Genomic DNA, 24,421 nt, shown 5'->3' on the forward strand with positions numbered 1-24,421 from the left:
TACTTGGCCTTCCTGTTGCTGATCGATCAACGGACAACCCCACCCAACAAGGGCACGAAGCGAACAGGTTCTAACTCTCGCCGCTCAAACTGATCCCCCTTGCGTATCACCTCAACCAGTACCTGGTGCTCTTCACCGACAGGTGCTATCAGCACTCCCCCGTCAGCAAGCTGGTCCAAAAGCTCTGTGGGGATCTCAACAGGGGCAGCGGTTACAATAATGCCGTCAAATGGCCCCCTGTCTGGCCACCCCATACCTCCGTCTGCATGCTTGAGCATGACATTCCGGATATTGAGTTGCCGCAACCGATCGCGGGCACGATCCTGGAGCGGCTTGATCCGCTCAACGCTGTAAATCTGGTCAAACAATTGCGACAAGACCGCCGTTTGATAGCCCGACCCTGTACCCAGTTCCAACACTCTGGCTGGCTCATGCCGTAGAAGCAGCTCGGTCATTCGAGCAACGATGTAGGGCTGCGACAGCGTTTGCCCATAGCCGATAGGCAGGGCTGTGTCTTCATACGCACGATGGGACAATGCCTCATCGAGAAAGATATGACGGGGTACCTGCCCCATTATTTCCAGCACACGATCAGAACTGATACCTGATTCCTTGAGGCGCTGAACCAGACGCATGCGTGTGCGCCGGGACGTCATCCCTATACCCTGAAGCTCACCACTCACACATCATCCCCCATGGATGCCTGGAGCGAATCTACCCAGGTTCGGAGCGACACAAGTGTTTCATGGCGAGTCATATCAATATGGACTGGCGTAAGAGAAACGTAACCTTGCGCAACGGCATAAAAATCGGTTCCCGGCCCGGCATCACCACCCTTCCCCGCAGCACCAATCCAGTAACGCTCCTTGCCCCTTGGGCAAGTCATAGGTACAGCGCCCTCAGCTCGCTCCCGATCGCCCAGGCGGGTGACTCGGAAACCCGAGAGTTCTTCCCATGGCAGATCCGGCACGTTCACATTCAGAATGGAGCGCGGCCCCAAAACAAAAGGACGTTCGCTTTCAAGGAGCATGCGCACGACTCTGGCGGCTGTGTCGTAATGATTACGCCCCTCACTAACCAGAGAGACCGCAATAGCAGGCAAACCGAGATGACGGCCTTCAGTAGCGGCAGCCACGGTACCTGAATAGATAATATCGTCACCCAGGTTGGCGTGGGTGTTTATACCTGAAACCACCCGGTCGAAAGGCTCATCGAACAACCCGTTTACCGCCAGATGCACACAATCTGTGGGCGTCCCATCGATTGACCGAAAACCATTGGGGTGGCGCTCAACCGTAAGGGGGCGATTGAGTGTCAAAGCGTTACTCGCCCCACTGTGGTCCCTGTCCGGTGCAACTACCGCAAGATCACCCAAGCCTTTGAGGCCTTCATACAGGGCAATAAGCCCCGGTGAATGAACACCATCATCGTTAGACAACAGAATACGCAAAGTACACTCCAGATATTTGCCAGCTGCACACTAACCAACCGTCAACGGTTAGCCGTGTTGTTTGTTATGTTGGCCGAGGCTCATGTCCTCAAGCTCAAAAATATCACCTAAAACCGTGGTGGCGTACTGGCCCGGTTCAAGAAAGAAATCCAGCTCCAAATCACCATCATCGAGCCAGTTCCAACTCAAATCTTTTGCCATGGCGACCAGCGGTCGACGCTCGGGCTTCATACGAGTGGCCAGAAACAAAGACGCCAACTCAGGAGTTTGGGCCACGGTTTCCCGCTCGCGCTGCTCTGCCTCACCACCGGCGCCAGTTCCGCCATCGCCCCACAACGGGCCCGTTGGGTGTTCCGAAGGCTCGCCTGGCAAAGGCACTGTCCAGCTTCCCTCTGCTACCCGGTCCGCGAGCACTTCATTGAACAACCAGGATCGGGCGGCCGAAAAGTACAATACGTTTTTCCGGTCGTCTCTGCCACCGCCTGACTTGCCCGCGCCGCGCCCCCGACCTCTGCGCTTACCCTGCCCGCCACCACGATTCAATGCTGCAGGGTCAATATGAACCGCCCGATCCAGATTACCGCCGGCAAAGCCAAACCGCTGGGGCCCAAAGTAGTTTGGCGCGCCCTGAACTTTCAGGCGGCCAAGCGCATCTTCAACACACTCGCGATCAGCATTAACCTGCCGGAGTGTAATCACAAAGTGGTTACCTTGATGATCACCACGGCGCAGCTTGCGCACACTGCGATGAGCCGATTTCACCAACCAGCGCTCTGAAACCTGTTCGATCAGAGCCATGTCATCACTCATCATACCGGGACGATAAAGGCTGAACCATTGACTGGTTACCGCGTGGCGATCTTTAAGCCCGCAAAACCCCACATCGAAGGAACGGCAGCCCGCGAGAGCGGCCAGCTCCCCTGCTACAAACTCCGTGTTGTCACCGACTTTTTCGATACGCAAACACAGGTGCTCGCCTTCGCCAGTAACGCTTAAAACACCGGATGATTCCGCCTGTTCCGGGAACTCCTCCAAAACCTCACTAACCCGAAAATCCTCCGGCACGGTTTTCAACTGAGCACGGGCTACCCGCACGCCACCGGATACTGGCCAGTCCAGCCGCCAGTTTTTTACATTAGCTTCAGGTTTACTCACACCGTCACCGGCTCGAGCAGACACACTGCCTGACAAGCAATCCCTTCGCCCCGACCGGTAAATCCCAACTTCTCACTGGTGGTTGCCTTTACGCTTACACGACTGGCCGGGATGCCCAGGTCATCCGCAATATTCAGACGCATTGCCTCAATGTGCGGCGCCATTTTGGGTGCCTGCGCAATAATCGTGGTATCTACGTTAAGCACACTAAACCCCTCCTCCGCGACACGAGCCATAACCTGACGCAAAAGATCGCGGCTATCTGCGCCCGCCCACTCAGCACTGGTGTCCGGAAACAAATGCCCGATATCGCCCAGAGCAACCGCTCCTAACAGGGCATCTGCCAAAGCATGCAGCAACACATCCCCATCCGAATGGGCTTTCAGGCCCTGACTGTAAGGAATGGAAACACCACCAATAATAACGGCATCGCCCTCGCCGAAGGCATGAACATCAAAGCCCTGACCAATTCGCATAATCAACTCCGGGAAAATCCAGAAACTCAGAACCGGCTGAGAATAAAGCCAGCAAGATCCAGGTCAGCAGGCACGGTAATCTTGATATTATCCGGCCGACCTTCCACAAGAACCGGCATATTACCGGAAAACTCCATAGCCGAGGACTCATCCGTAACCGGCTGTTTATCCTTCAGTGCCCTCTCCAATGCCGAAACCAGCATGGAATAACGGAACATCTGAGGCGTTAACGCTCGCCAAAGCTGACTGCGATCCACCGTTTCGACAACCTCTGGCAAATCTCGTGACTCCGCTTTTTTAAGCGTATCCGCAACCGGAGCTGCCAGCAGGCCACCCACTGGATGATCCGCCAGTGTTGAAACAAGATTCGCAAGATCGGCCGGATGCACACAAGGACGAGCCGCATCATGAACCAGCACCCAGTCGTCGGCTGCCACCTGCTCTTTGAGGGCGTGCAGTGCCGAGAGCACAGAATCCGCCCGCTCAGCACCGCCGCCACAGGTCTGAATACGGTCATCATTACTGGCATCAGACTCTGGCCACCAACTATCCGTTGAGTTCAACGGCACCATGCACCCGGCAAAAAGACCGGAATTCAGCATGCGAGACAAGGTGATATCCAGAATAAAGCGATTGTTAATACGGAGGTACTGCTTGGGACATTCAGCCTGCATGCGCTGACCAATGCCTGCGGCGGGAACAATCAACCAGAGTTTTGGAGAAGTCATAGAAATTTCGCACAATGCCTGGAGAGTGGCGGATAGGCCTTTTCCGGGAATGTCGGTGGCCAAGGATGGCCACCGTCAAGCGCACATGGATGTGCTCGTAGCGTTTCCCGGAAAAGGTCTATCCGACGCTCTGAACTCCAAACCCGAAAATTACTGCTCAACAACAAGAAAAAAGGTCTCATCATCACGAATCAACCCAAGATTCATCCGGGCCCGCTCTTCAACAGCACCCTGCTCATTGCGAAGGTTGCGCACCTCCGCATAAAGACGCTCATTACGGGAAGATAGCTCAGCATTCTCCTCACGCTGCTCGGCAATAGAATGCTCTAGCGCCCATACCTGCGCAAAGCTGCCCTCCCCGACCCACAGGCGCACCTGCAGCAGGAGAATGAGAACAACCATGAGGGCCCAAAGCAACTTCATTAATACCGATTCCGTTCAGGAGTTATACGATCAAAAATCAGACACCGGACGATAAGTATAGACCTTAGAGCAAATTCGCAACAAGTTCTTCTAACCGATTGGGCAAAAAGGCCATCGTGACTGAATTTTCATTCAAAACACGACGGCCTTAAACTTTTCGCCACCTCAAACTACGAGGATGCTACACACAACCAAAAGCGGCTATAGCTCAGCCTTGCCCTTTGATTTCTACCAGCCCGCGATAAGGCGCCTTACCTTCCAGGGCCTCCTCAATGCGCAGCAACTGATTGTACTTGGCGACCCGGTCTGAACGGCAAAGCGAGCCAGTTTTGATCTGACCGGCACAGGTAGCAACTGCAAGATCCGCAATTGTCGTATCTTCGGTTTCACCAGAACGGTGAGAAATAACCGCCGTAAAGCCGGCATCCTGAGCCATTTTGATGGCATCCAGGGTTTCGCTCAAGCTACCAATCTGGTTGAACTTGATCAGGATGGAGTTGCCTACGCCTGTGTCGATGCCTCGCTTCAGAATCTTGGTGTTGGTAACAAAAAGATCATCACCCACCAGCTGTACCTTGTCACCGATCTTGTCGGTCAGCACTTTCCAGCCGTCCCAGTCACTCTCATCCATACCATCTTCGATGGATACGATGGGATAGCGCTCAGCCAGGCCAGCAAGATAGTCAGCAAAGCCTTCAGAATCAAAGCTCTTGCCTTCTCCAGCCAGAACGTACTGGCCATCCTTGTAAAATTCAGACGCAGCACAGTCCAGAGCAAGAGTAATATCGGTGCCCAGCTTGTAGCCCGCCTTTTCAATGGCTTCTTTAATCACAGCCAGGGCTGCTTCGTTCGACGGCAGGTCAGGAGCAAAACCGCCCTCATCGCCTACAGCCGTGTTCAGGCCCTGGGCCTGCAGAACCTTTTTCAGGCTATGGAAAATCTCAGCACCGATGCGCAGAGCTTCTGAAAAACTCTTGGCGGTAACTGGCTGAATCATAAACTCCTGAATATCGACGTTGTTATCCGCGTGCTCGCCGCCGTTCAGAATATTCATCATAGGCACAGGCATGCTGAACTTGCCGGAAGTACCGTTGATGTCTGCAATATGCTCATATAGTGGCTTGCCCAGAGACTCAGCCGCCGCTTTTGCCGCTGCCAGCGACACCGCCAGAATGGCATTCGCACCCAGATTGGCTTTGTTTTCAGTACCGTCGAGTTCCAACATGACGTTATCCAGCCCGCGCTGGTCTGCAGCATCTTTGCCTTTCAGAGCATCGTTGATCTTGCCGTTAATAGCCGCAACTGCCTTCAGTACGCCCTTACCCAGGTAACGAGACGCATCACCATCGCGCAATTCCAGCGCTTCGCGAGAACCGGTGGAAGCGCCCGAGGGTGCACAAGCGCGGCCAAGGGTACCGTCTTCCAGAATCACGTCTGCTTCGACAGTAGGGTTCCCACGGGAGTCCATAACCTCACGGGCTTTAATGTTGGCAATCTTGGTCATTCTCGGAAGTCTCCAGATTTACAATTTCAAAGGTCATTTATAAAGGCTTGCTCGTGCCACCAAGGCTAAAACACGAACACCGCCATTCAGGCGGTGTCGATAGGTTTAAAACTCTTCACAAGGTCGTCAACAGCCTTAACTCGCTGCAGGAACGGCTCAAGTTGGCTCAAGCGCAGCGCACAAGGGCCATCGCACTTGGCTTCGTCCGGGTTCGGGTGAGCCTCAAGAAACAGCCCCGCCAAGCCCTGAGTCATGCCAGCCAACGCCAGATCAGTAACCTGAGCACGACGACCACCGGCGGAATCTGAACGGCCGCCTGGCATTTGAAGCGAATGAGTCACATCAAACATCACAGGCACGTTCAGCGACTTCATGATGCCAAAGCCAAGCATATCGACCACAAGGTTGTTGTACCCGAAGCTGCTGCCCCGCTCGCACAAGATAACCCGGTCGTTTCCGGCTTCCGCACACTTGGTGATGATGTGCTTCATTTCCTGAGGCGCAAGAAACTGAGCTTTCTTGACGTTAATTGCAGCACCGGTTTTTGCCATAGCAACAACCAGGTCAGTCTGACGGCTCAAAAAAGCCGGCAGCTGAATGATGTCACACACCTCAGCAGCAGGCGCCGCCTGCTCTGGCTCGTGAACATCAGAAATAATCGGAACACCGTACTTGCTTTTGATATCGGCCAGAATCTGCAGGCCTTTCTCAAGACCCGGCCCCCGGAAGGAGTTAACCGAAGAGCGGTTAGCTTTATCAAAGGAGGCCTTGAACACATAAGGAATGCCCAGCTTGGTGCACACCTCAACGTATTTTTCAGCAACCTCAAACGCCAGGTCGCGGGATTCCAGAACGTTCATACCACCAAACAGCACGAACGGCTTGTCGTTGGCGATGTCGATATCAGCAACAGTAACGGTGCTCTGAGCCATGATCAGGATTCCTTGCGGTTCGCCAGCGCTGCTTCAATGAACCCCTTGAACAACGGATGGCCATCGCGGGGTGTCGAAGTGAATTCCGGGTGGAACTGACAAGCAACAAACCAGGGATGGTCAGCCACCTCTACCACTTCTACCAACTTACCATCAGTCGAACGACCGGAAACAACCAAACCTGCGGCTTCGAGCTGTGGCAGGAAGTGATTGTTCACCTCATATCTGTGGCGATGACGTTCGCGGATAGTTCTTCTGCCGTAGCAGTTGGCAATGTTCGAGCCCTCTGTCAGCACACAATCCTGAGCACCCAGTCGCATGGTGCCACCAAGATCCGAGTCGTCTGAGCGTTCTTCACGCTCTCCGGTCGCATCCAGCCACTCGGTGATGAGACCTACGACGGGCTCTGGTGTGTGCGCACGGAATTCGGTGCTGTGGGCATCTACCAGACCGGCTTTGTTACGGGCATATTCGATAACAGCCACCTGCATACCCAGGCAGATACCCAAGTAGGGAACCTTGTTCTCACGGGCATACTGCACAGTGCGAATTTTGCCTTCCACACCACGCTCACCAAAACCACCGGGAACCAGAATGGCATCGGCACTCTCAAGCACAGCAGTGCCGTCGCGTTCGATGTCTTCAGAATCAATGTAATTGATCTTTACCTTGGTGCGGGTTTTGATACCGGCGTGCAGCAGAGATTCGATCAGTGATTTGTAGGCCTCGAGCAGCTCCATGTATTTGCCAACCATGGCAATCGTCACTTCCTGCTCAGGATTCATCAGTGCTTCGACAACACCGTCCCAATCACTAAGGTCCGCCTCCCGTGCATCAAGCCTGAAATGATCAATAACCAACTGATCCAGGCCATGCTCGTGCAGCATGCGGGGAATAGCGTAGATGGACTTTGCATCACGCATCGGAATAACAGCACGCTCTTCCACGTTTGTGAACAGCGCGATTTTCCGGCGGGAGCTGGCGTCCACTTCATGCTCTGAACGACACAGCAGAATGTCTGGCTGCAAACCGATAGAGCGCATTTCCTTCACGGAGTGCTGAGTCGGTTTGGTTTTGATTTCGCCCGCGGTAGCAATGTAAGGCACCAGTGTCAGGTGCATAAACAACGCACGGGCAGAGCCCACTTCAACCTTCAGCTGACGGCAGGCTTCAAGAAACGGCAGGGATTCAATATCACCAACAGTACCGCCCACTTCAACCAGAGCAACATCCGCGCCGGCTGCACCTTCTACCACACGGCGCTTGATCTCGTCGGTGATATGGGGGATAACCTGAACGGTACCGCCAAGGTAATCGCCGCGGCGTTCTTTGCGTATAACCTCTTCGTACACCCGGCCAGCCGTAAAATTATTACGGCGGCTCATGGGCGTGCGAATAAAACGCTCATAATGGCCAAGATCGAGGTCGGTTTCAGCGCCGTCTTCGGTGACATAGACTTCACCGTGCTGGAACGGGCTCATGGTGCCTGGGTCAACGTTTATGTACGGGTCCAGCTTGAGGATAGTTACCTTCAGGCCGCGTGCCTCAAGGATCGCAGCCAGGGAGGCCGATGCGATTCCTTTCCCCAGTGAGGACACAACACCGCCGGTGACGAAAATATAACGCGTCATGCAGATTCCATGATTGTCAGGTTCTGTGAAGGAGGGAGATTGTCATCTCAAGATGGGACGCCAGACTACCAGAAAGCCCCCAGCGACTCAATCACAATCCCGCTCTACAATCAGCTGCAAGCCTGCAGCCGGCGCCTTCCCGCAGTATTGTTCAGAACACCATAAATCGCCAATGGCAATGAGTTCTTCTTCCGGCTCCACACCCCTGAAAATCAAGGGCAGGCGCAGCCTTTCCCAAGGTGGAACAGCCTGTTCCTGCAGCCACTTTTTCAGTGATTTTGACTGGCCTCCAGCGTGAAAACGCAAGCGTTCTCCACCCTGCCTCGTACATATTCGTATTGGCGGCGCATCGGCTTTCGCTGTAGAAGAAGGAATCAGACGAATCGTCCACTCGCCCCACTGCGCCGACTGCCCAGGTTGAAGCGTTACAGATTCCTGGGGCAAATCAGCGGCCTCAGGCACCAAATACAACTCTCCCTGAAAACGTCTAAGACTGTAATTGTCAGCCCGCAATTCCGGGGTCCGATCCTCTGCAGCCTGCAATAGATCGCCCAGCACCTGTGACCAGTCACTTATTGAAGGGGCATCATACCCGGCTCGCCGGACCCACCAACGCAGAAGATTTTTCTGTTCCGCCAGAGTAAGCGCACCTAACCCCGCGACCGGAAGGCGACGCTTATGTCCTCCCAGTGACTGCCACTGCAACTCCGCCAGCCGCTTGTTCAAAAAATCACTTTCCGAGCAAGCGCCCGCACTGTGCCGCAGTCGCTGATTCAGCCCGGGCCAGCGCTTTTTTAATGCCGGAAGAATGCTGATACGGATGAAGTTTCGATCGAATTTCTGATCTGTATTGCTGGGATCGTCAACCCAGGAAAGTCCGGCCTGGCGAGCGTGAAGCTCAAGTTCCGACCGTTCGACCCCCAGCAATGGCCTGGCAAGGCGGCCCTGGCCTAAGGGGCGGGCTTCAGGCATGCCTGCAAGACCGGCAACACCACTGCCACGGAACATTCGAAACAGCACTGTTTCAGCCTGATCATCACCATGATGGGCCATCAGCAACACATCATCAGGCTCAAGAAGTGTTTCAAAAACACTGTAGCGGGCCTTACGTGCTGCCTCTTCAAGGCCCTCACCAGGGCCGGCACCGAGTTTGACCGACACAGGCTGAACAGTGAGAGGAATGCCCAACCCGGCGCAGAGCTCCTGGCAAAAGACTTCCGTATCGCCAGCATTGGCCTGAAGCTGATGATTAATATGCACCGCTCGCACTCCGGAATGGCAGAGTGCGGCAAGATGCAAAAGAAGGGTGGAATCCAGGCCGCCACTGAGGGCAACCCAAAGACGCCGGTAGCCAGAAATGGCTTTAACCGGCGCAAGCAACGCCTCGGGAAAGGCGTACCCGATTGCGGGCTTAGCGCCCAGTGTCATAGCGGGTTAACCGCTCGTACCGCCGGGAGACCAATTCATCCAAAGGCAAGCGACTTAGCTCTGCCATCCCGTTTGCCAGGGTCTCACGCAGGGCTTCAGCCATTTTTTCCGGGTTACGATGCGCACCGCCCAGAGGCTCAGTGATTACATTGTCCGCAAGCCCGAGATCTTTCAGGCGATCCGCAGTCACACCCATGGCTTCTGCTGCGAGAGAGGCAAATTCCGCACTCTTCCACAAAATAGAGGCACAGCCTTCCGGCGAGATCACCGCATAGGTTGAGTATTGCAGCATATTCAACTGATCGCATACGCCGATGGCCAGCGCTCCGCCAGAACCACCTTCGCCGATGACTGTCGAAATGATAGGCGTTTTGAGGCGGGACATCACCGCCAGGTTAAACGCAATGGCTTCACTCTGACCACGCTCCTCGGCACCGATACCGGGATAGGCACCCGGAGTATCGATAAACGTGAGAATCGGCATTCTGAATCGCTCTGCCATTTCCATTAAACGCAAGGCCTTGCGATAGCCTTCCGGGCGCGGCATTCCGAAGTTGCGCTTCACCTTATCCCGCACTTCACGCCCCTTCTGATGGCCGATAACCATCACAGGTTTATCGTTCAAGCGTGCAGTACCGCCCACAATGGCCTGGTCATCTGCGTAACGGCGGTCGCCGTGGAGTTCATCGAAATCTTCAAAGACCATCTCGATGTAATCCAGCGTATAAGGCCGGCGTGGGTGCCTCGCAAGGCGGGCAACATCCCACGGATGCAAATCAGAAAATATGTTCTCAGTCAGGCTGAAACTTTTCTTTTTCAGCCGTGTAATTTCGTCAGAAATATTGATGTCGGTATCGTTACCCACCATGCGAAGCTCTTCAATCTTGGCTTCCAGGTCGGCAATCGGCTGTTCGAAATCCAGATAATTAGGGTTCATGATGTTCCATCATTTTATTACCAGGCGGGATAGCACGCCGCCTATTCAGAATTTGGTACAAAGATAGCAGTGCCCGGCTCATGGCTAAAGCGGACATTGGTATGAGTCCGCAACCTGACAGATATTTAACTTTCCGCGCAGCTCTTTGTCTTTCTCACTCAATCATAGACCAGTTCCACGCACTGGTCGCCCACCAGATACTTCAACTCCAGCAACAAGTTGTCGTCTGGCTGCACACGCCAGGTTTCACCCAGCTCAATTCGAGTACTGGCTTCGGGGCTGCTGTACTCAATCCACACCGGGCTGCCCTCGCAGCGAAACGGCCTTAACGTGCTATCAATCTTGTCCAGAAAACCATTTTGAAGTTGGTCAGCGTGAAGGTTCAGCTTCAGGCCTTTACTGAACTGCTTCCGGGCACTGGGCACATCCATTACCGAACTGACACGCATTTTCATCTGGCCAGAGTAATCATCGTGGCTCACCTGACCCTCAACCACAATCACCTGATCCGACTGCAGTAATTCCCGGTTCTCAAAAAAGGCTTCAGAAAACAGTGTGGCTTCAATCCGCGCGCTCCGATCATCCAGCGTGATAAAGCACATGGTGGAACCCGTGCGGGTTTTCATGGTTCTTTGCGCTACAACAAGCCCCGCAACCCTTTGCGGTGATTTGTTGGGCTTCAGATCCGAGATAGAAGAGCGAACAAAACGGCGAACTTCCCGCTCATATTCATCAAACGGATGCCCTGTAAGGTATAGGCCCAGCGTGTCTTTCTCGCCTTTCAGCCGCTGCTTCTCCGGCCACTCACGCACATCCGCCACATCGGCATAAGGATCGCCACCTTCCTCGGCTTCCAGCATATCGCCGAACATATCCATCATGCCTACGGATTCATTACGCGACTGCTGGTCCGCCTGCTGGACAGCCTTGGGGATGCTTGCCATCAGTTGGGCCCGACTGGCCCCGAGCTTGTCCATGGCACCTGAACGAATCAGGGCTTCCATAGCGCGTTTGTTAATCTTTTTGAGATCAACCCTACGGCAAAAATCGAAAAGATCCTGATAAGGCTCACCACTGACGCGACCCTCCACAATGGCCTGGATGGGGCCTTCACCCAGCCCCTTGATAGCACCCAGCCCATACACAACCTGACCTTCATCGTTTACCGTGAAGGTGTATTCCGAACGACTTACATCAGGCAGTACCAAATCCAGTTTGAGGTTGCGGCACTCCTCAACCAGCGTGACGACTTTGTCTGTGTTCTGCATATCGGCGGTCAGAACAGCAGCCATAAACTCGGCCGTGTAATGGGCCTTCAACCACAGAGTCTGATAAGACACCAGCGCGTAGGCGGCAGAGTGGGATTTGTTGAAGCCGTAGCCGGCAAACTTTTCAACCAGATCAAAGATGTTTTCAGCGAGGGTTTTGTTGATGCCATTGCCTTCGCAACCATCGAGGAAAAACTGCTTCTGCTTGGCCATTTCCTCGGGTTTCTTCTTACCCATGGCACGGCGCAACATGTCCGCATTACCCAGGCTATATCCACCCATCACCTGAGCAATCTGCATAACCTGCTCCTGGTAAAGGATAACCCCGTAGGTGGGCTCAAGAACCGGCTTCAGGCCTTCGTATTGGTAGTCCGGGTGCGGGAAGGACATCGGCTGCTTGCCGTGCTTACGGTCGATAAAGTCGTCAACCATGCCCGACTGCAGGGGCCCGGGGCGGAACAGCGCTACCAGGGCGATCATGTCTTCCAGGGAGTCCGGCTGCAGGCGTCGGATCAAATCTTTCATGCCACGGGATTCAAGCTGGAATACGGCGGTGGTTTCCGCCTTTTTCAGCATCACGAATGAAGCCGGGTCATCCAGCGGAATTTCGCTGATATCCAGCGGTGGAAGGCCTCTGCTCTCCCGCCGCGGATTAATCATTTTCAGCGCCCAGTCGATGATGGTCAGCGTGCGCAGACCCAGGAAGTCGAACTTCACCAGCCCGGCTTCTTCCACATCGTTTTTGTCGAACTGGGTCACCAGACTGCCGCCGTCATCATCGCAATACAGCGGCGAAAAATCGGTTATCTTGGTGGGGGCAATCACCACGCCACCGGCGTGCTTACCGGCGTTTCGGCACACACCTTCAAGCTTCAGGGCCATTTCCCAGATTTCCTGGGCTTCTTCATCCTGCTCCAGAAATTCCTTGAGGGCAGGCTCCTGCTCTATTGCCTTTTCCAGAGTCATCCCCACTTCGAAGGGGATCAGTTTGGACAATTTATCTGCCAGCCCGTAGGACTTACCCTGCACCCGGGCAACGTCCCGCACTACCGCCTTGGCGGCCATAGTACCGAAAGTGATAATCTGGGAAACCGCTTCCCGACCATACTTTTCAGCTACATAGGCGATGACCCGGTCCCGGCCTTCCATGCAGAAGTCGACATCGAAGTCAGGCATGGATACCCGTTCAGGGTTAAGGAAGCGCTCGAACAGCAAGTCGTACTCAAGCGGATCCAGATCCGTAATCAACTGGGCATAAGCAACCAGCGAGCCAGCACCGGAACCACGACCCGGCCCAACGGGAACGCCGTTGTTCTTGGCCCACTTGATGAAGTCCATTACGATCAGGAAGTAGCCGGGAAATCCCATCTGGATGATGATATCCAGCTCGAATGTAAGCCGTTTAAAATACGCTTCGCGCTTGCTTTCGTATTCCGGATCGTCTTTGGAAAGGGTTTTTGCCAAGCGTTCTTCCAGGCCGTCCTCAGACACCTTGCGGAAGTACTCATCCATAGTCATACCTTCCGGTACTGGATAGTTGGGCAGGAAATACTCGCCCATACGCACGGTTACCGAACAGCGCCGGGCTATCTCAAGGGTATTCTCAATCGCCTCGGGGATATCGCTGAATAGCTCAATCATTTCCTCGGCGCTGCGCAGGTATTGCTGATCACTAAAACGACGATCACGGCGCGGATCATCCAGTGCCCGGCTCTCACCGATACAGACGCGAGCCTCGTGGGCTTCAAAATCCTCAGCCTCAAGAAAATGCACGTCGTTTGTAGCAACGACCGGCAACCCAAGTTGCTGGGCCAACTCAACACTCATATGCAGGCAGTCCTCATCACCGGGACGGCCTGTTCTTTGTAACTCCAGATAGTAAGAGCCGGGATAGAGTTTCATCCAGTACTCTGCCCTGGCCTTTGCAAGTTCGGGTTTATCCGCCAGCAAAGCCTTGCACACATCGCCCATTTTGGCGCCAGACATGGCAATAAGGCCTTCGGTTCTTTCCTCCAGCCATTTGCGCTGGATAATCGGCTTGCCATACCTCTGCCCCTCGGTATATCCAAGGGAAATAATTTCTGTAAGGTGGAGGTAGCCTTTGTCATTCCGGGCCAGCAGCGTCAAACGGAACGGGCTTTCCGGCTCATCCGGGTTCTCCAGCCAGAGATCCGCACCTATAACAGGCTTAACGCCTGCACTGGTCGTTGCCTTGTAAAACCGGACCAGAGAGCACATGTTCGACTGCTCGGTCAGGCCCACGGCCGGCATGCCCAATTCCACCACTCGTTTGACCAGAGGCTTAACGCGAACGAGGCCGTCCACCATGGAATGTTCTGAGTGCACGCGAAGGTGTACAAAAGTCTGCGACATAGCGTCAGCTGGTTCCTGCTTATGTATTAAAAGTCTATTAACGGCGCCTGAAAAAAGGCACCTTTAAACTGCCTGTAGCAATCAATCGCTGATTAATGCACGTATATCTTCTTCTGTTTGAGGGCCAAAACGAGCCTCCAGAAGATCTCCGTCGGGGGTCACAACAAAGGTCGCTGGCAAGGCAACCGGGCGTTGCCAGGCAAACTCAGGGCCGGGGTCGTTTGCAAGCATGGTGTACTCAATACCCATACGCTTGCCGAGAGCAACCAGTTGCTCACCCTTCACATCGTCAAAATTAACCCCGAGAACAGTAATGTCCGGAGCATTATCCAGCTCGTTAAATTCCGGTATTTCTTCCAGGCAGGGCTTGCACCATTCGGCCCAGTAGTTCACCAAGACCCACTGCCCCCGCAAGTCGCTCCAGGCCAGCTTTGTGCCTTCTGCTCTTTCCAGCTCAACTTTTTGGCAACCTGCCAGTAAAGCCATCAGAAACAGTACAGTTGTAACGACCGCTCCACGAGGTAACCGGTAGATGACAGGGTTCTGCAAGGGAAAACCTCCTGTTAGACTGCTCGCCACAAACAATTGCAGCTCCAATTCAACAAACAGGCACGAACATGACAGAACCCATCCGGATTTTCCACAACCCTCGCTGCTCAAAATCTCGCCAAGCGCTTGAACTTCTCACTAGCCGGGGGGTTGAGCCAGAGATTATACGCTACCTGGAAACACCACCAACAGCACAGGAGCTTTCCGATATTCTTGAGGCGCTCGACCGCCAGCCCCGCGAGCTTATGCGCACCGGCGAAAGTGAGTTCAAGGAACTTGGTCTGGACAACCCGGATTTGAGCCGCGATCAACTGATTGCTGCTATGGTAACAAACCCGAAACTGATTGAGCGGCCAATTGTACTTGCCAATGGCAAAGCCGCTGTGGGACGACCACCGGAAAACATACTCACCATTCTATAATTGCACGACCACTGTTTGAAGGAAGCCAAAGTGCCTGAGCAACTGCCGTACATCCTGATCCTCTATTACAGCCGCACAGGGCAGACTGCAGAGCTGGCAAGCCAGATAGGCCGAGGGGTCGCCAGGGTAGCCGGCATCGAGGCAAAGCTGCGCTCTGTTCCTGTGGTTTCACCGGATACCGAAGCCTCCTTGCCAGCGGTTCCCGATGCGGGAGCCCCCTATGTCAGCAAGTCCGATCTCGCCAATTGTGCCGGGCTGGCCATCGGCAGCCCTACCCGCTTCGGTAACATGGCAGCACCACTCAAATATTTTCTGGATACAACCGGCGATCTGTGGCTGAACGGCGCGCTCGTCGGCAAACCAGCCGGGGCATTTACGTCAACTGGCAGCCTGCACGGTGGTCAGGAAGCCACAATCCTGACCATGATGATCCCCCTGCTTCATCACGGCATGGTGTTGTGCGGCTTGCCCTACACAGACGAAAACCTGAGTAAGACCACAACCGGAGGCACACCATACGGCCCCTCGCACTGGGCCGGCACCGGAGAGCAGCAACCCCTGAGCAACCATGAGAAGGCACTTTGCCAACTCTTCGGTGAACGCCTCGCAAAACTGGCGCTCAAACTGGCTGATTGATACGAACACGGCTATGCAACGCAAAGCTATTTATACTTTTCTGGAATCTGACAATGCTCCATAACCCCAAAGCCCGGAACACTGCAAAAGCGACCCAATTTCTCTATCTGGCCGTGTTGGCAACGCTTTTGATTACAACCTTCTACCCAGCGCCAATCGAGGGGGTTTCCATTGCACTGATTCTATCCGTCAAGCTGATTCCCCTGCTGGCACTGATCGTTCCCGTGTTCCGTGGCAACAATCGTGGTTATATCTGGCTAGCCTTTGTGGTGATTTTTTACTTCACTCAGGCCGTTGTTTCATCATGGCTAAGCCAAGGTGCACTCGGCCATGTTGTTCTTATGATACTCACGCTCCTGTTATTCATCATGGCGATGGTTCATCTGAAAGTGAACCGGCCGGTTGCAGTCTGACATGCTCCATTACCGGAAAGTGACACCCTATGCCCAATTCCACTAAAACAGAGCAAACGTCACCAGCACCCTTATCGAAGCCGGCAGCGCCTCCGCGCAGCACTTTGACCCTGCGGGATATCTGTACGGCATTAGTCGCCGACGGCGAAATCGACCAGGAGAGCGCGGAACGTGTGCTTTCCGCCAACCTGGGCGCGGCCAGCAACCACACATCAAAGCGACACCCGCTGGAACTTGTGGCTATTGCAGCGCTCACCAGCGAGAAAAGCGGCAAGACTCTTGGTCTTGAGCGACTGACACAGTGGCTGGCAGATTGGGCAGGCCAGCCCTATTACCATATCGATCCATTGAAAATAGATACGCCTGCAATTGCCCGCGTCATGTCTTACGCATTCGCCCAGCGTCACGATATTCTCGCGGTTGAGATTGGCCAGGATGAAATATTGGTGGCCAGTGCCGAGCCTTTTAAAGTTGACTGGGAAGGCAATCTTCGGCAAGCAGTACGCAAGGATATCCGCCGGGTGGTGGCAAACCCTGAAGATATCCGCCGTTACTCTGTGGAGTTTTACCAGCTCGCAAACTCCGTTAATAAAGCAAGTGGCAGCCAGGCTGGAGGAATTAAAGCTGGCCAGCAGAATCTTGAGCAGCTACTGGATTTAGGCGCCAGCGACAGCGCTGATGCCAACGATCAACACGTTGTGCGCATCGTGGACTGGCTGCTGCAATACGCGTTCGACCAACGCGCATCAGACATCCACATTGAGCCACGACGCACCCTGACTCACATCCGCTTCCGTATTGATGGCGTACTGCACAGTGTTTACGAATTCCCAGAGCATGTGGGCATGGCCATTACCAGCCGGCTGAAGATTTTGGGGCGATTAAACGTTGCTGAAAAACGCCGCCCACAGGATGGTCGCCTGAAAACCCGCAAACCCGACAACAGCGAAGTCGAGCTGCGCCTGGCCACCATGCCAACGGCATTCGGGGAAAAAATGGTGATGCGGATATTTGACCCGGATGTACTTCTGAAATCCTACGAACAACTGGGATTCAACCGCGAAGACCGGGAGCGCTGGCAGGAAGTCACTTCGAAACCCCATGGAATTGTTCTGGTTACAGGCCCCACAGGCTCAGGCAAGACCACCACTCTGTATTCCACACTGAAACAAATCGCCTCTACCGAACTGAACGTCTGCACCATCGAAGACCCAATCGAGATGGTTGAGCCTGCGTTCAACCAGATGCAGGTTCAAACCAATATCGATCTGACGTTTGCATCGGGCGTCCGGGCTCTGCTGCGACAGGATCCAGACATCATCATGATTGGTGAAATCCGTGATCTGGAAACCGCCGAAATGGCGGTGCAGGCGGCACTAACCGGGCACTTGGTACTTTCTACCTTGCACACCAATGACGCTCCGAGTGCGCTGACGCGAATGATGGAGCTGGGCATACCGCCCTACCTGATTCGCGCAACCGTGTTAGGCGTTATGGCCCAACGTCTGGTTCGAACACTTTGCTCGCACTGCAAAGCAACAGCGCCTGTTGACCTCCAGGCATGGCAGACTCTAACCAAGCCCTGGAAAGCTCCGCCACCAAAGGAGTTTCACAAATCCGTGGGTTGTCTGGAGTGCCGCAATACCGGCTACCTTGGCCGTGCCGGGGTGTATGAGATCATGACGCTTTCCGGTGCACTGACAAGCCAGATTACGGACCACTGCGAGCTGGAGCAGTTGCGGCTGGACGCCTACCGCGAAGGCATGAAGTCGCTGCGTTTGAGCGGCGCCCAGAAAGTGGCCAGTGGCCTGACTACCGTTGAAGAAATACTCAGGGTAACGCCGGCAAGCCAGCGCTGATGCTGCAGTAAGCTCACAGTCAAGCGAGGGAGGCTCTACCCTATGCTCCGGGTCTAAGCCCACACTGCTCAAGCAAAGACTGCCAGGCTTTGGTATGCCTTTCCACGGCGCGATCCAGGTTGGCCCACGCACTTTCATGGCCCTCAAGGGCAAGCGCAGAGCGTCGCCACTCACGAAAGTCTGCTGGCATTACCTCTGCTTGCATATCCGCCAGCTCGGACAAAGGTTCGATCAAATCCCTACGAGCCCGTCGCAAGTCGGCCAGATAGGGCTGAACTTTTCCTATGTAGATACTGAAAAACATGCCCTGAACGATGTCAGATTGGCTGTTGGGCTTGCCGTTGAAGCAGAGCGGCCGACTATCCAATCGCTGTTGAATCAGGTGGGTGGCATCGTCGAGGCGCGTAGCGACCAGCTTGCTGCTGTTGATGAGCTGCCCTGCCCTATATTCCGCTTGCCAGCGCTGATGCACGTTTCCCCAGAAGCCCAGATCTACATCAAGGTTCTGATCGAGAAGTGCTGCCACGGTTTTGTTTAACTGACGGGTATCCCGGGCAAGGTCCGAGAGAAGATCTTCGGCCCCAACCGGATACTCACCCTTGGCGAGCGTGAACAGGGTTTCTACTTCCTCCACACCCAAGCTAGCGTTCCAGATGGCTATTGGCAGTGACTCACGCTTGCTGGCAATAGCCTGGTTTAAAACATCCTGAAGTTCTTCATCTTCTACCGTTTTCAGACACTCGCCGGCGGCGCGGATGAAACGAACTTCATAGCGTAGGCGGTTCAGGGGCTGCATCACCTTGCCCATAACGGAGTTTTTCTCCCCCACCACATATTGCAGTTCACAGCCGTACAGAGACAGAAAATCCAACATGCCCAGCTCCAACTCGGGCATTGGCAGTACACGGTTACGACGTCTGGGAATGGGGCTTGCTGCAGGAATCTCTGAAAGCTCTGGCTCTGCGTCCAGAACCCGGCCAACCCGCTCCACGTATTCATCCATCATGGGGCGGGCATCGGAGAAGGGATTGCACCCGGCAAGCAGCAAGATGATTGCAGTGGAGACAAGCAGCCCGGCAGATCGGATTGCAGACATATTTACCTCCCGGCACCCGCTTGTGCTTGCGAGCGAACGACTACCGCTTCCGCAGCAAGGCAGCGTCTACCTCGGCGAAATCCCGGGCGACAAAACGCTCTGTTTCGGGCAAATCACCATCCCGGATCAGCCAGGCAGTTTTCATACCTGCGGCTTCTGCTGCCACAAGTTCAGCCTCAACATCCGAGAGAAACAGGACAGTCGCGCCCTCTACACCGAGCTCCTCAAGAATGTTCCGGTAAGCTTCCGGCTCTCTCTTTCCACCAATCCGGGTGTCGAAATAACCAGAGAAAAACGGTGTGAAATCGCCAGACGTGGTAAAACCAAAAATAAGTTTTTGGGCTTTCGCCGAACCAGACGAGTAAACGTACAAACGCAGACCACGGTCGTGCCAGTGCTGCAGGTATTGGGCGGCGTCTTCGTAGATATGGCCGTTGAGCTCACCTTGTTGGTAGCCCTGCTCCCAAACCATGCCCTGAAGCGCCTTGAGCGATGTAGCCTTGCGGTCTTCACGAATCCACCCTTGCAGTGCTTCGATCAATGCCCCGGCATCCTCGCGATCTGCACCAGACTCTTTTGCCACTCCATCCAGTTGTTCCGACACTTCCGGGCTATCCCAATGTTTGCGGATAAATTCCGGCAGATGCTCGGCGGCATAGGGAAACAGCACATCGTGCACAAAGGAAATGGAACTGGTTGTGCCTTCAATGTCGGTAAGAATCACGCGAATCATACGGCCTCTCCTTCCAGAGCTTCATAGCGCGGTAATTGCCCGGCAATATTGTCCCCGGTGAACTCCGCGACCCAGCCTTCAGGATTGGTAAACAGGCGGATGCAGGTAAACTCCGGCTCCGGCCCCATATCAAACCAGTGTCGAGTGCCTTCAGGCACGCTGATCAGATCGTTCTTCTGGCACTGAACAGCAAACACCTGATCGCCAAGATGCAGATAGAATATGCCCTGACCACGAACGAAAAAACGCACTTCATCCTCGCTGTGGGTATGCTCATCCAGAAACTTCTTCCGGAAAGCCTCCTTCTGGGGGTTATCCGGGTTCAGGCTGATCACGTCGGCAGTCTGAAAACCGCTTTCGGCCTTCAGCTTCGCGATTTCAGCGCTGTAGGCTTCCAGAATCTCCACCGGTGCTGCATCCGCCGGCAGGTTCTGGGTGGGCCAGCGTTCAAAACGGACACCCTTGCTGTTCAGCTGAGCGGCTATCTCACCTGGATCATGGGTGATTGCCGGCGCAGCTTCCGGGTTATGTGCGTCAAAAATGCTCAATGTCGTCATGGGCGAACCCTCATAGTTGCAAGCTCACACTCGAAAAGAAACTCAAAGGCCTCCACATGCCGAAGGCAATCCGCCATGGTTTTACCCCAGGTATACAGCCCGTGCCCGCGAATCAGGTAACCGGGTTGCTCAGGGTGTTTCAGGAACCATTCCTGGGTATCCTTGGCCAAAGCTTCAATATCCTGGGTGTTGTCGAAAACCGGAACCGTCACCGCTGTCTCGTGGGTTTCCACGCCATCAAACGCCTTTTGCAGTTCGTAGCCATCAAATGTCAGAAGCTCCCCTGCTGGCACCAACCTGCTTAGCACCGTTGCATTAACAGAGTGCGTGTGAAGAACCGCGCCAGCATCCGGAAATACCTGATACAACGCCGTGTGCAGCAAGGTTTCTGCAGACGCGCGGCTGTCACTTTGTACCGGCCTGCCCTGAATATCGACCACCATGACATCCCCTGCACCCAATTGACCTTTGTGGCGGCCAGACACTGTAATAGCAATATGATCCTGATCTACTCGGGCAGAGTAGTTGCTGCTTGTGGCCGGAGACCAGCCACGCTCGTACAGAAAACGCCCGGCATCTGCGATGGAGTCGGCAACAACAGCGTATTGGTTTACATCAAACACGGTTTTCCTTTCCAGAATATGAAGCGCATGGCTCGTGAGTTATGCGCAAATGATGCCGTGCTGCAATCAGATCAGCAACAACAGAAATGGCAATTTCTGCGGGGGTTTTACTGGGAATGTTAATGCCAATCGGTGCCCTTAGGCGCTGCAAATCTGCCTCACCAAGCCCAAGTGACAACAACCGCTCCCGCCGGGTGTCAGAGGTTCGTTTAGAGCCCATGGCACCCACATAAAATGCCGACGACTGCAAGGCCGCCAGCAGACCCATATCGTCTATTCTCGGATCATGGGCCAGGGCCAAGACTCCGCACCAGCTATCATTAAAAGACTCGGCGACCAGATCATCTGGCAAGCGCCGGTCGAGTGGCAGGTGCGGGTACCCCCAACCAGAGGAAAAAGCTTCCCGCGGCTCGCAAAGGGTTACGGTGAAATCCGCAGCAGTCGCAAATTCAGCCACATATCGCGCCACCTCACCTGCCCCTATCAGCAGTAACCTGCACTCCGGCTGCAGTGTCTGGAGCAGCTCTTCACCATCAAACATAATACCTGGCTGAGCAGCTGGCTCCGGTAACTCCAGTTCAACTACGCCTTGCAGACTGACTCTCCGAGCTACAGGCTGGCGGCTCCTCAAGGACTCCGCCAACTGCCGCACATGCTCTAGCGCGCCGCTTCTGGTCGATGCGGTGCTGCCCAAGGGTTCCACCAGTAACCGGATGCGACCGCCACAGGGCAGCCGGAAATGGTCACGATCACCGTCGGTAATGCCATAGTCCACGACCACCGGGTAATCCGCGCCCTCTGCCACAGTTCGGCGTAGAAGATCCTCTTCCAGGCAGCCGCCAGACACCGAACCACTCCACTGCCCTGAATCACTAACCGCAAGCCAGGACCCGGCGGGCCGGGGCGATGAGCCCCAGGTTTCCACAATAGTGCACAGCCACACCCGCCTGCCTTGCTCAAGCCATGACAAAACATCTTTGACTACCGATTCGTGGCCACTGGTCATCTGTGATGCTGGTGCGTCAGGCATCTGCTTTCAGAGGCAAGGTGCGTTGGCGTTTGCCGGTCAGTGCGAACAGCGCGTTGCCCAGTGCAGGGATAACCGGCGGCACCCCTGGCTCACCAACACCAGTTGGCGATTCGGTACTCGGCACTATATCCACCGTTACTTCTGGCCGCTCGTACTGCCGCATCAACTGAACATCGTGGAAGTTGCTCTGCTGCACTTTGCCACCCTCGAAGCTTATCTCGCCGTAAAGGGCTGCCGTCAGTCCAAAGATAATCCCGCCTTCAATCTGGTCTTCCACAATGCGTGGGTTCACCACTTGGCCGCAGTCCACAGCACAGGCCACCTTGTAAACCTTGATGGCACCCTTCTCTATACCAGCTTCGACCACTTGCGCCACAAAGGTTCCAAAGCTCTTGAACAGTGCTATGCCTCGCCCGCGACCTTCCGGAACCGGGGTATCCCAGCCGGCCATTCGCACAGCCCTGTCGAGGACGTCCAAGTGCCGGGGCTGGCCTTTCAATAGCTTGCGACGGAACTGATAGGGATCTTCTCCAGTTTCGTGTGCCAGCTCATCCATAAAGGTTTCAACGGCAAAACCGTTATGGGAGTAACCCACTGATCGCCAAAAAGTGACAGGGACGCCGGGGTCGGTATGGGTGTGTCGAACATCAAGATTCTCTACGTTGTAGGGGTACTCAATAGCCCCCTCAATCGCAGACATGTCCTTGGGGGTCGCTATCCCTTCGGCTAGCAAGCCAACCTTGCCCAGGGTGTCGTACATGAACTTGGGTGCCCAGGGGTATTGGGCCGGCGCGGCATTACGCACATACCAATCCAGCAACTGGGGACCAACGATCTGGTGATGCCAGCCAGTCAGCTGATCAGCTTCAAGGCTAGCCTGCATCCGGTGCAACATAGCGGGGCGATACAGGTCGTGCTGCGTATCCTCTTCCCGCGACCAGATAAGTTTCACCGGCTTCTTTACCCGATAGGCAACTGCTGCAGCCTCTTCGATGAAATCCTGAGTCAAGCGGCGACCGAACCCGCCACCGAGAAACGTGGTATGAATCGTGACATCACCTGGGGAAAGATCAGTTACCCGAGCCGCTGCAATTCGGCCAAGATCCGGAGCCTGTGTAGGTGCCCAAACTTCGATGCTGTCACCTTTGTACCACGCCGTGGCATTCATCGGCTCCAGTGTTGAGTGGGCCAGGTAGGGCTGGCTGTACTCTGCCTCAAATACCTTACCGGCCTTTTTTACAGCCCCCTCATAGTCGCCTTCGCTACGCTCTGACTTGCCGCGATCTTTGTCGGCTGCCTTTCGGTAGGAAACGAACACCTCGCTAGTGGAAAGCGAGAAGGCATCCGAGTTGTCCCATTCTACTTTCAACGCGTTCTGGGCTTTTCGGGCACTCCAGTACTTGTCAGCAACAATGGCCACACCGCGTTCAATCTCAAACACATCAAGAACACCCCGCATGGCGCGTACTTCACTTTCATTAAAGGCCTTTACACGACCACCGTATTGAGGCGGCCGGCTTACCACGGTGTAAACCATGCCAGGGAGCTCAACATCTATTCCGTAAACCGCAGTGCCTGTAGACTTGGCACGGGCATCAAGCCTGCCTCGCTGCTTACCAATGTACTTCCACTCACTGGCAGGCTTGAGTGCAACATCCCCGCGAATAACCTCTTTGGAGGCTAGCTCTACCAACTGTCCGTAGCGCAAGGAATCCAGGCCATTGGGGTGAAATACCCGGCCCTGGCGTGCGGTGCACTTATCCGCATCCACATTCCAGACCCTGGCAGCCGCCATAATGAGCATTTGCCGCGCCGAAGCCCCGGCCGTACGGAGCGGCTCCCAGCTGGTGGATATACTGGTACTGCCACCCGTGAGCTGCAGCTTGTACAAGGGGTTACGATACTCCGACGCCACTGGCGCGAATCTGGGGGTGATCGCCTCCGGGTCAACTTCCAGCTCTTCTGCAATCAGAGTGGTCAGGCCGGTATAGGTACCCTGCCCCATTTCGACTCGGGCCAGAGTAAAATGAATGTCGTCCGTATTCGTTATCTCAAGCCAGGCATCCGGTTTCCACTCACCCGTTTCTTCCTTGTAGCCTGTCGGCATTCCGGAACAACCCGGGAGTGAGAGGGACAGCATCAATGACCCGGATGCACCTGCACCCACCTTCAGAAAATCACGTCGGTTCATCGTCATA

The 24,421-nt window shown here is 54.8% G+C and carries 23 protein-coding genes; 4 read left to right on the forward strand and 19 right to left on the reverse strand.

The window, feature by feature from the left end:
* Nucleotides 1-26: 26 nt before the first annotated feature.
* The 13 genes from RKA07_RS08880 to RKA07_RS08940 all read right to left on the reverse strand — a co-directional run bounded on the left by RKA07_RS08880 (nucleotide 27) and on the right by RKA07_RS08940 (nucleotide 14,791).
* A complete protein-coding gene (locus tag RKA07_RS08880) occupies nucleotides 27-656 on the reverse strand; it encodes a protein-L-isoaspartate(D-aspartate) O-methyltransferase (protein WP_417539230.1) in 630 nt (209 codons plus the stop codon).
* Between the two features lie 23 nt (nucleotides 657-679).
* Nucleotides 680-1,450, reverse strand: a complete 771-nt coding sequence (gene surE / locus RKA07_RS08885; protein ID WP_200370993.1) for a 5'/3'-nucleotidase SurE — start codon at nucleotides 1,448-1,450, stop codon at nucleotides 680-682.
* Nucleotides 1,451-1,498: 48 nt separating this feature from the next.
* Nucleotides 1,499-2,605, reverse strand: coding sequence for a tRNA pseudouridine(13) synthase TruD (truD, locus tag RKA07_RS08890; protein ID WP_200370991.1), 1,107 nt, complete (start codon nucleotides 2,603-2,605; stop codon nucleotides 1,499-1,501).
* Entirely contained in the window at nucleotides 2,602-3,081 is a 480-nt protein-coding gene (gene ispF, locus RKA07_RS08895) for a 2-C-methyl-D-erythritol 2,4-cyclodiphosphate synthase (protein WP_200204177.1), read from the reverse strand. The genes truD and ispF overlap by 4 nt, the downstream gene beginning before the upstream one ends.
* A 26-nt stretch (nucleotides 3,082-3,107) precedes the next feature.
* On the reverse strand, nucleotides 3,108-3,809 hold the full coding sequence (gene ispD, locus RKA07_RS08900; protein WP_310966149.1) for a 2-C-methyl-D-erythritol 4-phosphate cytidylyltransferase: 702 nt from the start codon (nucleotides 3,807-3,809) through the stop codon (nucleotides 3,108-3,110).
* A 150-nt stretch (nucleotides 3,810-3,959) separates the two neighbouring features.
* Nucleotides 3,960-4,232 carry a septum formation initiator family protein gene (locus RKA07_RS08905; RefSeq protein WP_200204172.1) on the reverse strand — a complete coding sequence of 91 codons (273 nt, stop codon included), beginning with the start codon at nucleotides 4,230-4,232 and terminating at the stop codon, nucleotides 3,960-3,962.
* 208 nt (nucleotides 4,233-4,440) lie between these two features.
* On the reverse strand, nucleotides 4,441-5,736 hold the full coding sequence (eno, locus tag RKA07_RS08910) for a phosphopyruvate hydratase (RefSeq protein WP_310966150.1): 1,296 nt from the start codon (nucleotides 5,734-5,736) through the stop codon (nucleotides 4,441-4,443).
* An 86-nt stretch (nucleotides 5,737-5,822) separates the two neighbouring features.
* Complete coding sequence (gene kdsA, locus RKA07_RS08915) at nucleotides 5,823-6,668, reverse strand: 3-deoxy-8-phosphooctulonate synthase (RefSeq protein WP_200370987.1); 846 nt, start codon at nucleotides 6,666-6,668, stop codon at nucleotides 5,823-5,825.
* A gap of 2 nt (nucleotides 6,669-6,670) precedes the next feature.
* Complete coding sequence (pyrG, locus tag RKA07_RS08920) at nucleotides 6,671-8,299, reverse strand: CTP synthase (protein WP_200370986.1); 1,629 nt, start codon at nucleotides 8,297-8,299, stop codon at nucleotides 6,671-6,673.
* An 87-nt stretch (nucleotides 8,300-8,386) separates the two neighbouring features.
* On the reverse strand, nucleotides 8,387-9,727 hold the full coding sequence (gene tilS / locus RKA07_RS08925) for a tRNA lysidine(34) synthetase TilS (RefSeq protein WP_310966151.1): 1,341 nt from the start codon (nucleotides 9,725-9,727) through the stop codon (nucleotides 8,387-8,389).
* Nucleotides 9,711-10,664 (reverse strand): acetyl-CoA carboxylase carboxyl transferase subunit alpha, encoded by a 954-nt coding sequence (accA, locus tag RKA07_RS08930; protein WP_200204157.1) that lies wholly within the window; start codon nucleotides 10,662-10,664, stop codon nucleotides 9,711-9,713. Before accA ends, tilS begins: the two co-directional genes overlap by 17 nt.
* Nucleotides 10,665-10,822: 158 nt before the next feature.
* On the reverse strand, nucleotides 10,823-14,305 hold the full coding sequence (dnaE, locus tag RKA07_RS08935; protein ID WP_310966152.1) for a DNA polymerase III subunit alpha: 3,483 nt from the start codon (nucleotides 14,303-14,305) through the stop codon (nucleotides 10,823-10,825).
* Nucleotides 14,306-14,386: 81 nt separating this feature from the next.
* Nucleotides 14,387-14,791 carry a TlpA family protein disulfide reductase gene (locus RKA07_RS08940; protein WP_200204541.1) on the reverse strand — a complete coding sequence of 135 codons (405 nt, stop codon included), beginning with the start codon at nucleotides 14,789-14,791 and terminating at the stop codon, nucleotides 14,387-14,389.
* A gap of 131 nt (nucleotides 14,792-14,922) precedes the next feature.
* Here RKA07_RS08940 and arsC point away from each other — a divergent pair, with 131 nt between their 5' ends.
* The 4 genes from arsC to tfpB are packed head-to-tail and all read left to right on the forward strand — an operon-like array spanning nucleotide 14,923 to nucleotide 18,184.
* Entirely contained in the window at nucleotides 14,923-15,276 is a 354-nt protein-coding gene (gene arsC / locus RKA07_RS08945; protein WP_200204153.1) for an arsenate reductase (glutaredoxin), read from the forward strand.
* Between the two features lie 30 nt (nucleotides 15,277-15,306).
* Complete coding sequence (wrbA, locus tag RKA07_RS08950; protein WP_200204151.1) at nucleotides 15,307-15,912, forward strand: NAD(P)H:quinone oxidoreductase; 606 nt, start codon at nucleotides 15,307-15,309, stop codon at nucleotides 15,910-15,912.
* Nucleotides 15,913-15,965: 53 nt separating this feature from the next.
* Nucleotides 15,966-16,325, forward strand: coding sequence for a DUF2069 domain-containing protein (locus tag RKA07_RS08955; protein ID WP_200204149.1), 360 nt, complete (start codon nucleotides 15,966-15,968; stop codon nucleotides 16,323-16,325).
* 29 nt (nucleotides 16,326-16,354) lie between these two features.
* Complete coding sequence (tfpB, locus tag RKA07_RS08960) at nucleotides 16,355-18,184, forward strand: type IV pilus assembly ATPase TfpB (protein WP_310966153.1); 1,830 nt, start codon at nucleotides 16,355-16,357, stop codon at nucleotides 18,182-18,184.
* A 40-nt stretch (nucleotides 18,185-18,224) separates the two neighbouring features.
* Here tfpB and RKA07_RS08965 read toward each other — a convergent pair whose 3' ends face one another.
* From RKA07_RS08965 to RKA07_RS08990, 6 genes are read right to left on the reverse strand one after another with little or no spacing between them, the layout of a single operon-like run.
* Complete coding sequence (locus RKA07_RS08965; RefSeq protein ID WP_310966154.1) at nucleotides 18,225-19,280, reverse strand: DUF3080 domain-containing protein; 1,056 nt, start codon at nucleotides 19,278-19,280, stop codon at nucleotides 18,225-18,227.
* Nucleotides 19,281-19,320: 40 nt separating this feature from the next.
* Entirely contained in the window at nucleotides 19,321-20,013 is a 693-nt protein-coding gene (gene mtnC / locus RKA07_RS08970) for an acireductone synthase (protein WP_200204145.1), read from the reverse strand.
* Nucleotides 20,010-20,570, reverse strand: a complete 561-nt coding sequence (locus tag RKA07_RS08975; RefSeq protein WP_310966155.1) for a 1,2-dihydroxy-3-keto-5-methylthiopentene dioxygenase — start codon at nucleotides 20,568-20,570, stop codon at nucleotides 20,010-20,012. The genes mtnC and RKA07_RS08975 overlap by 4 nt, the downstream gene beginning before the upstream one ends.
* Nucleotides 20,567-21,193, reverse strand: a complete 627-nt coding sequence (locus RKA07_RS08980) for a methylthioribulose 1-phosphate dehydratase (RefSeq protein ID WP_310966156.1) — start codon at nucleotides 21,191-21,193, stop codon at nucleotides 20,567-20,569. Before RKA07_RS08980 ends, RKA07_RS08975 begins: the two co-directional genes overlap by 4 nt.
* On the reverse strand, nucleotides 21,186-22,223 hold the full coding sequence (locus RKA07_RS08985) for an XdhC family protein (protein ID WP_310966157.1): 1,038 nt from the start codon (nucleotides 22,221-22,223) through the stop codon (nucleotides 21,186-21,188). Before RKA07_RS08985 ends, RKA07_RS08980 begins: the two co-directional genes overlap by 8 nt.
* The gene (locus tag RKA07_RS08990) at nucleotides 22,216-24,420 is read right to left on the reverse strand and encodes a xanthine dehydrogenase family protein molybdopterin-binding subunit (RefSeq protein ID WP_310966158.1); all 2,205 of its coding nucleotides are present in this window, start codon (nucleotides 24,418-24,420) and stop codon (nucleotides 22,216-22,218) included. The genes RKA07_RS08985 and RKA07_RS08990 overlap by 8 nt, the downstream gene beginning before the upstream one ends.
* Nucleotide 24,421: the final 1 nt, after the last annotated feature.

This window comes from Marinobacter xiaoshiensis (assembly GCF_031631795.1).
Lineage (GTDB): Bacteria > Pseudomonadota > Gammaproteobacteria > Pseudomonadales > Oleiphilaceae > Marinobacter > Marinobacter xiaoshiensis.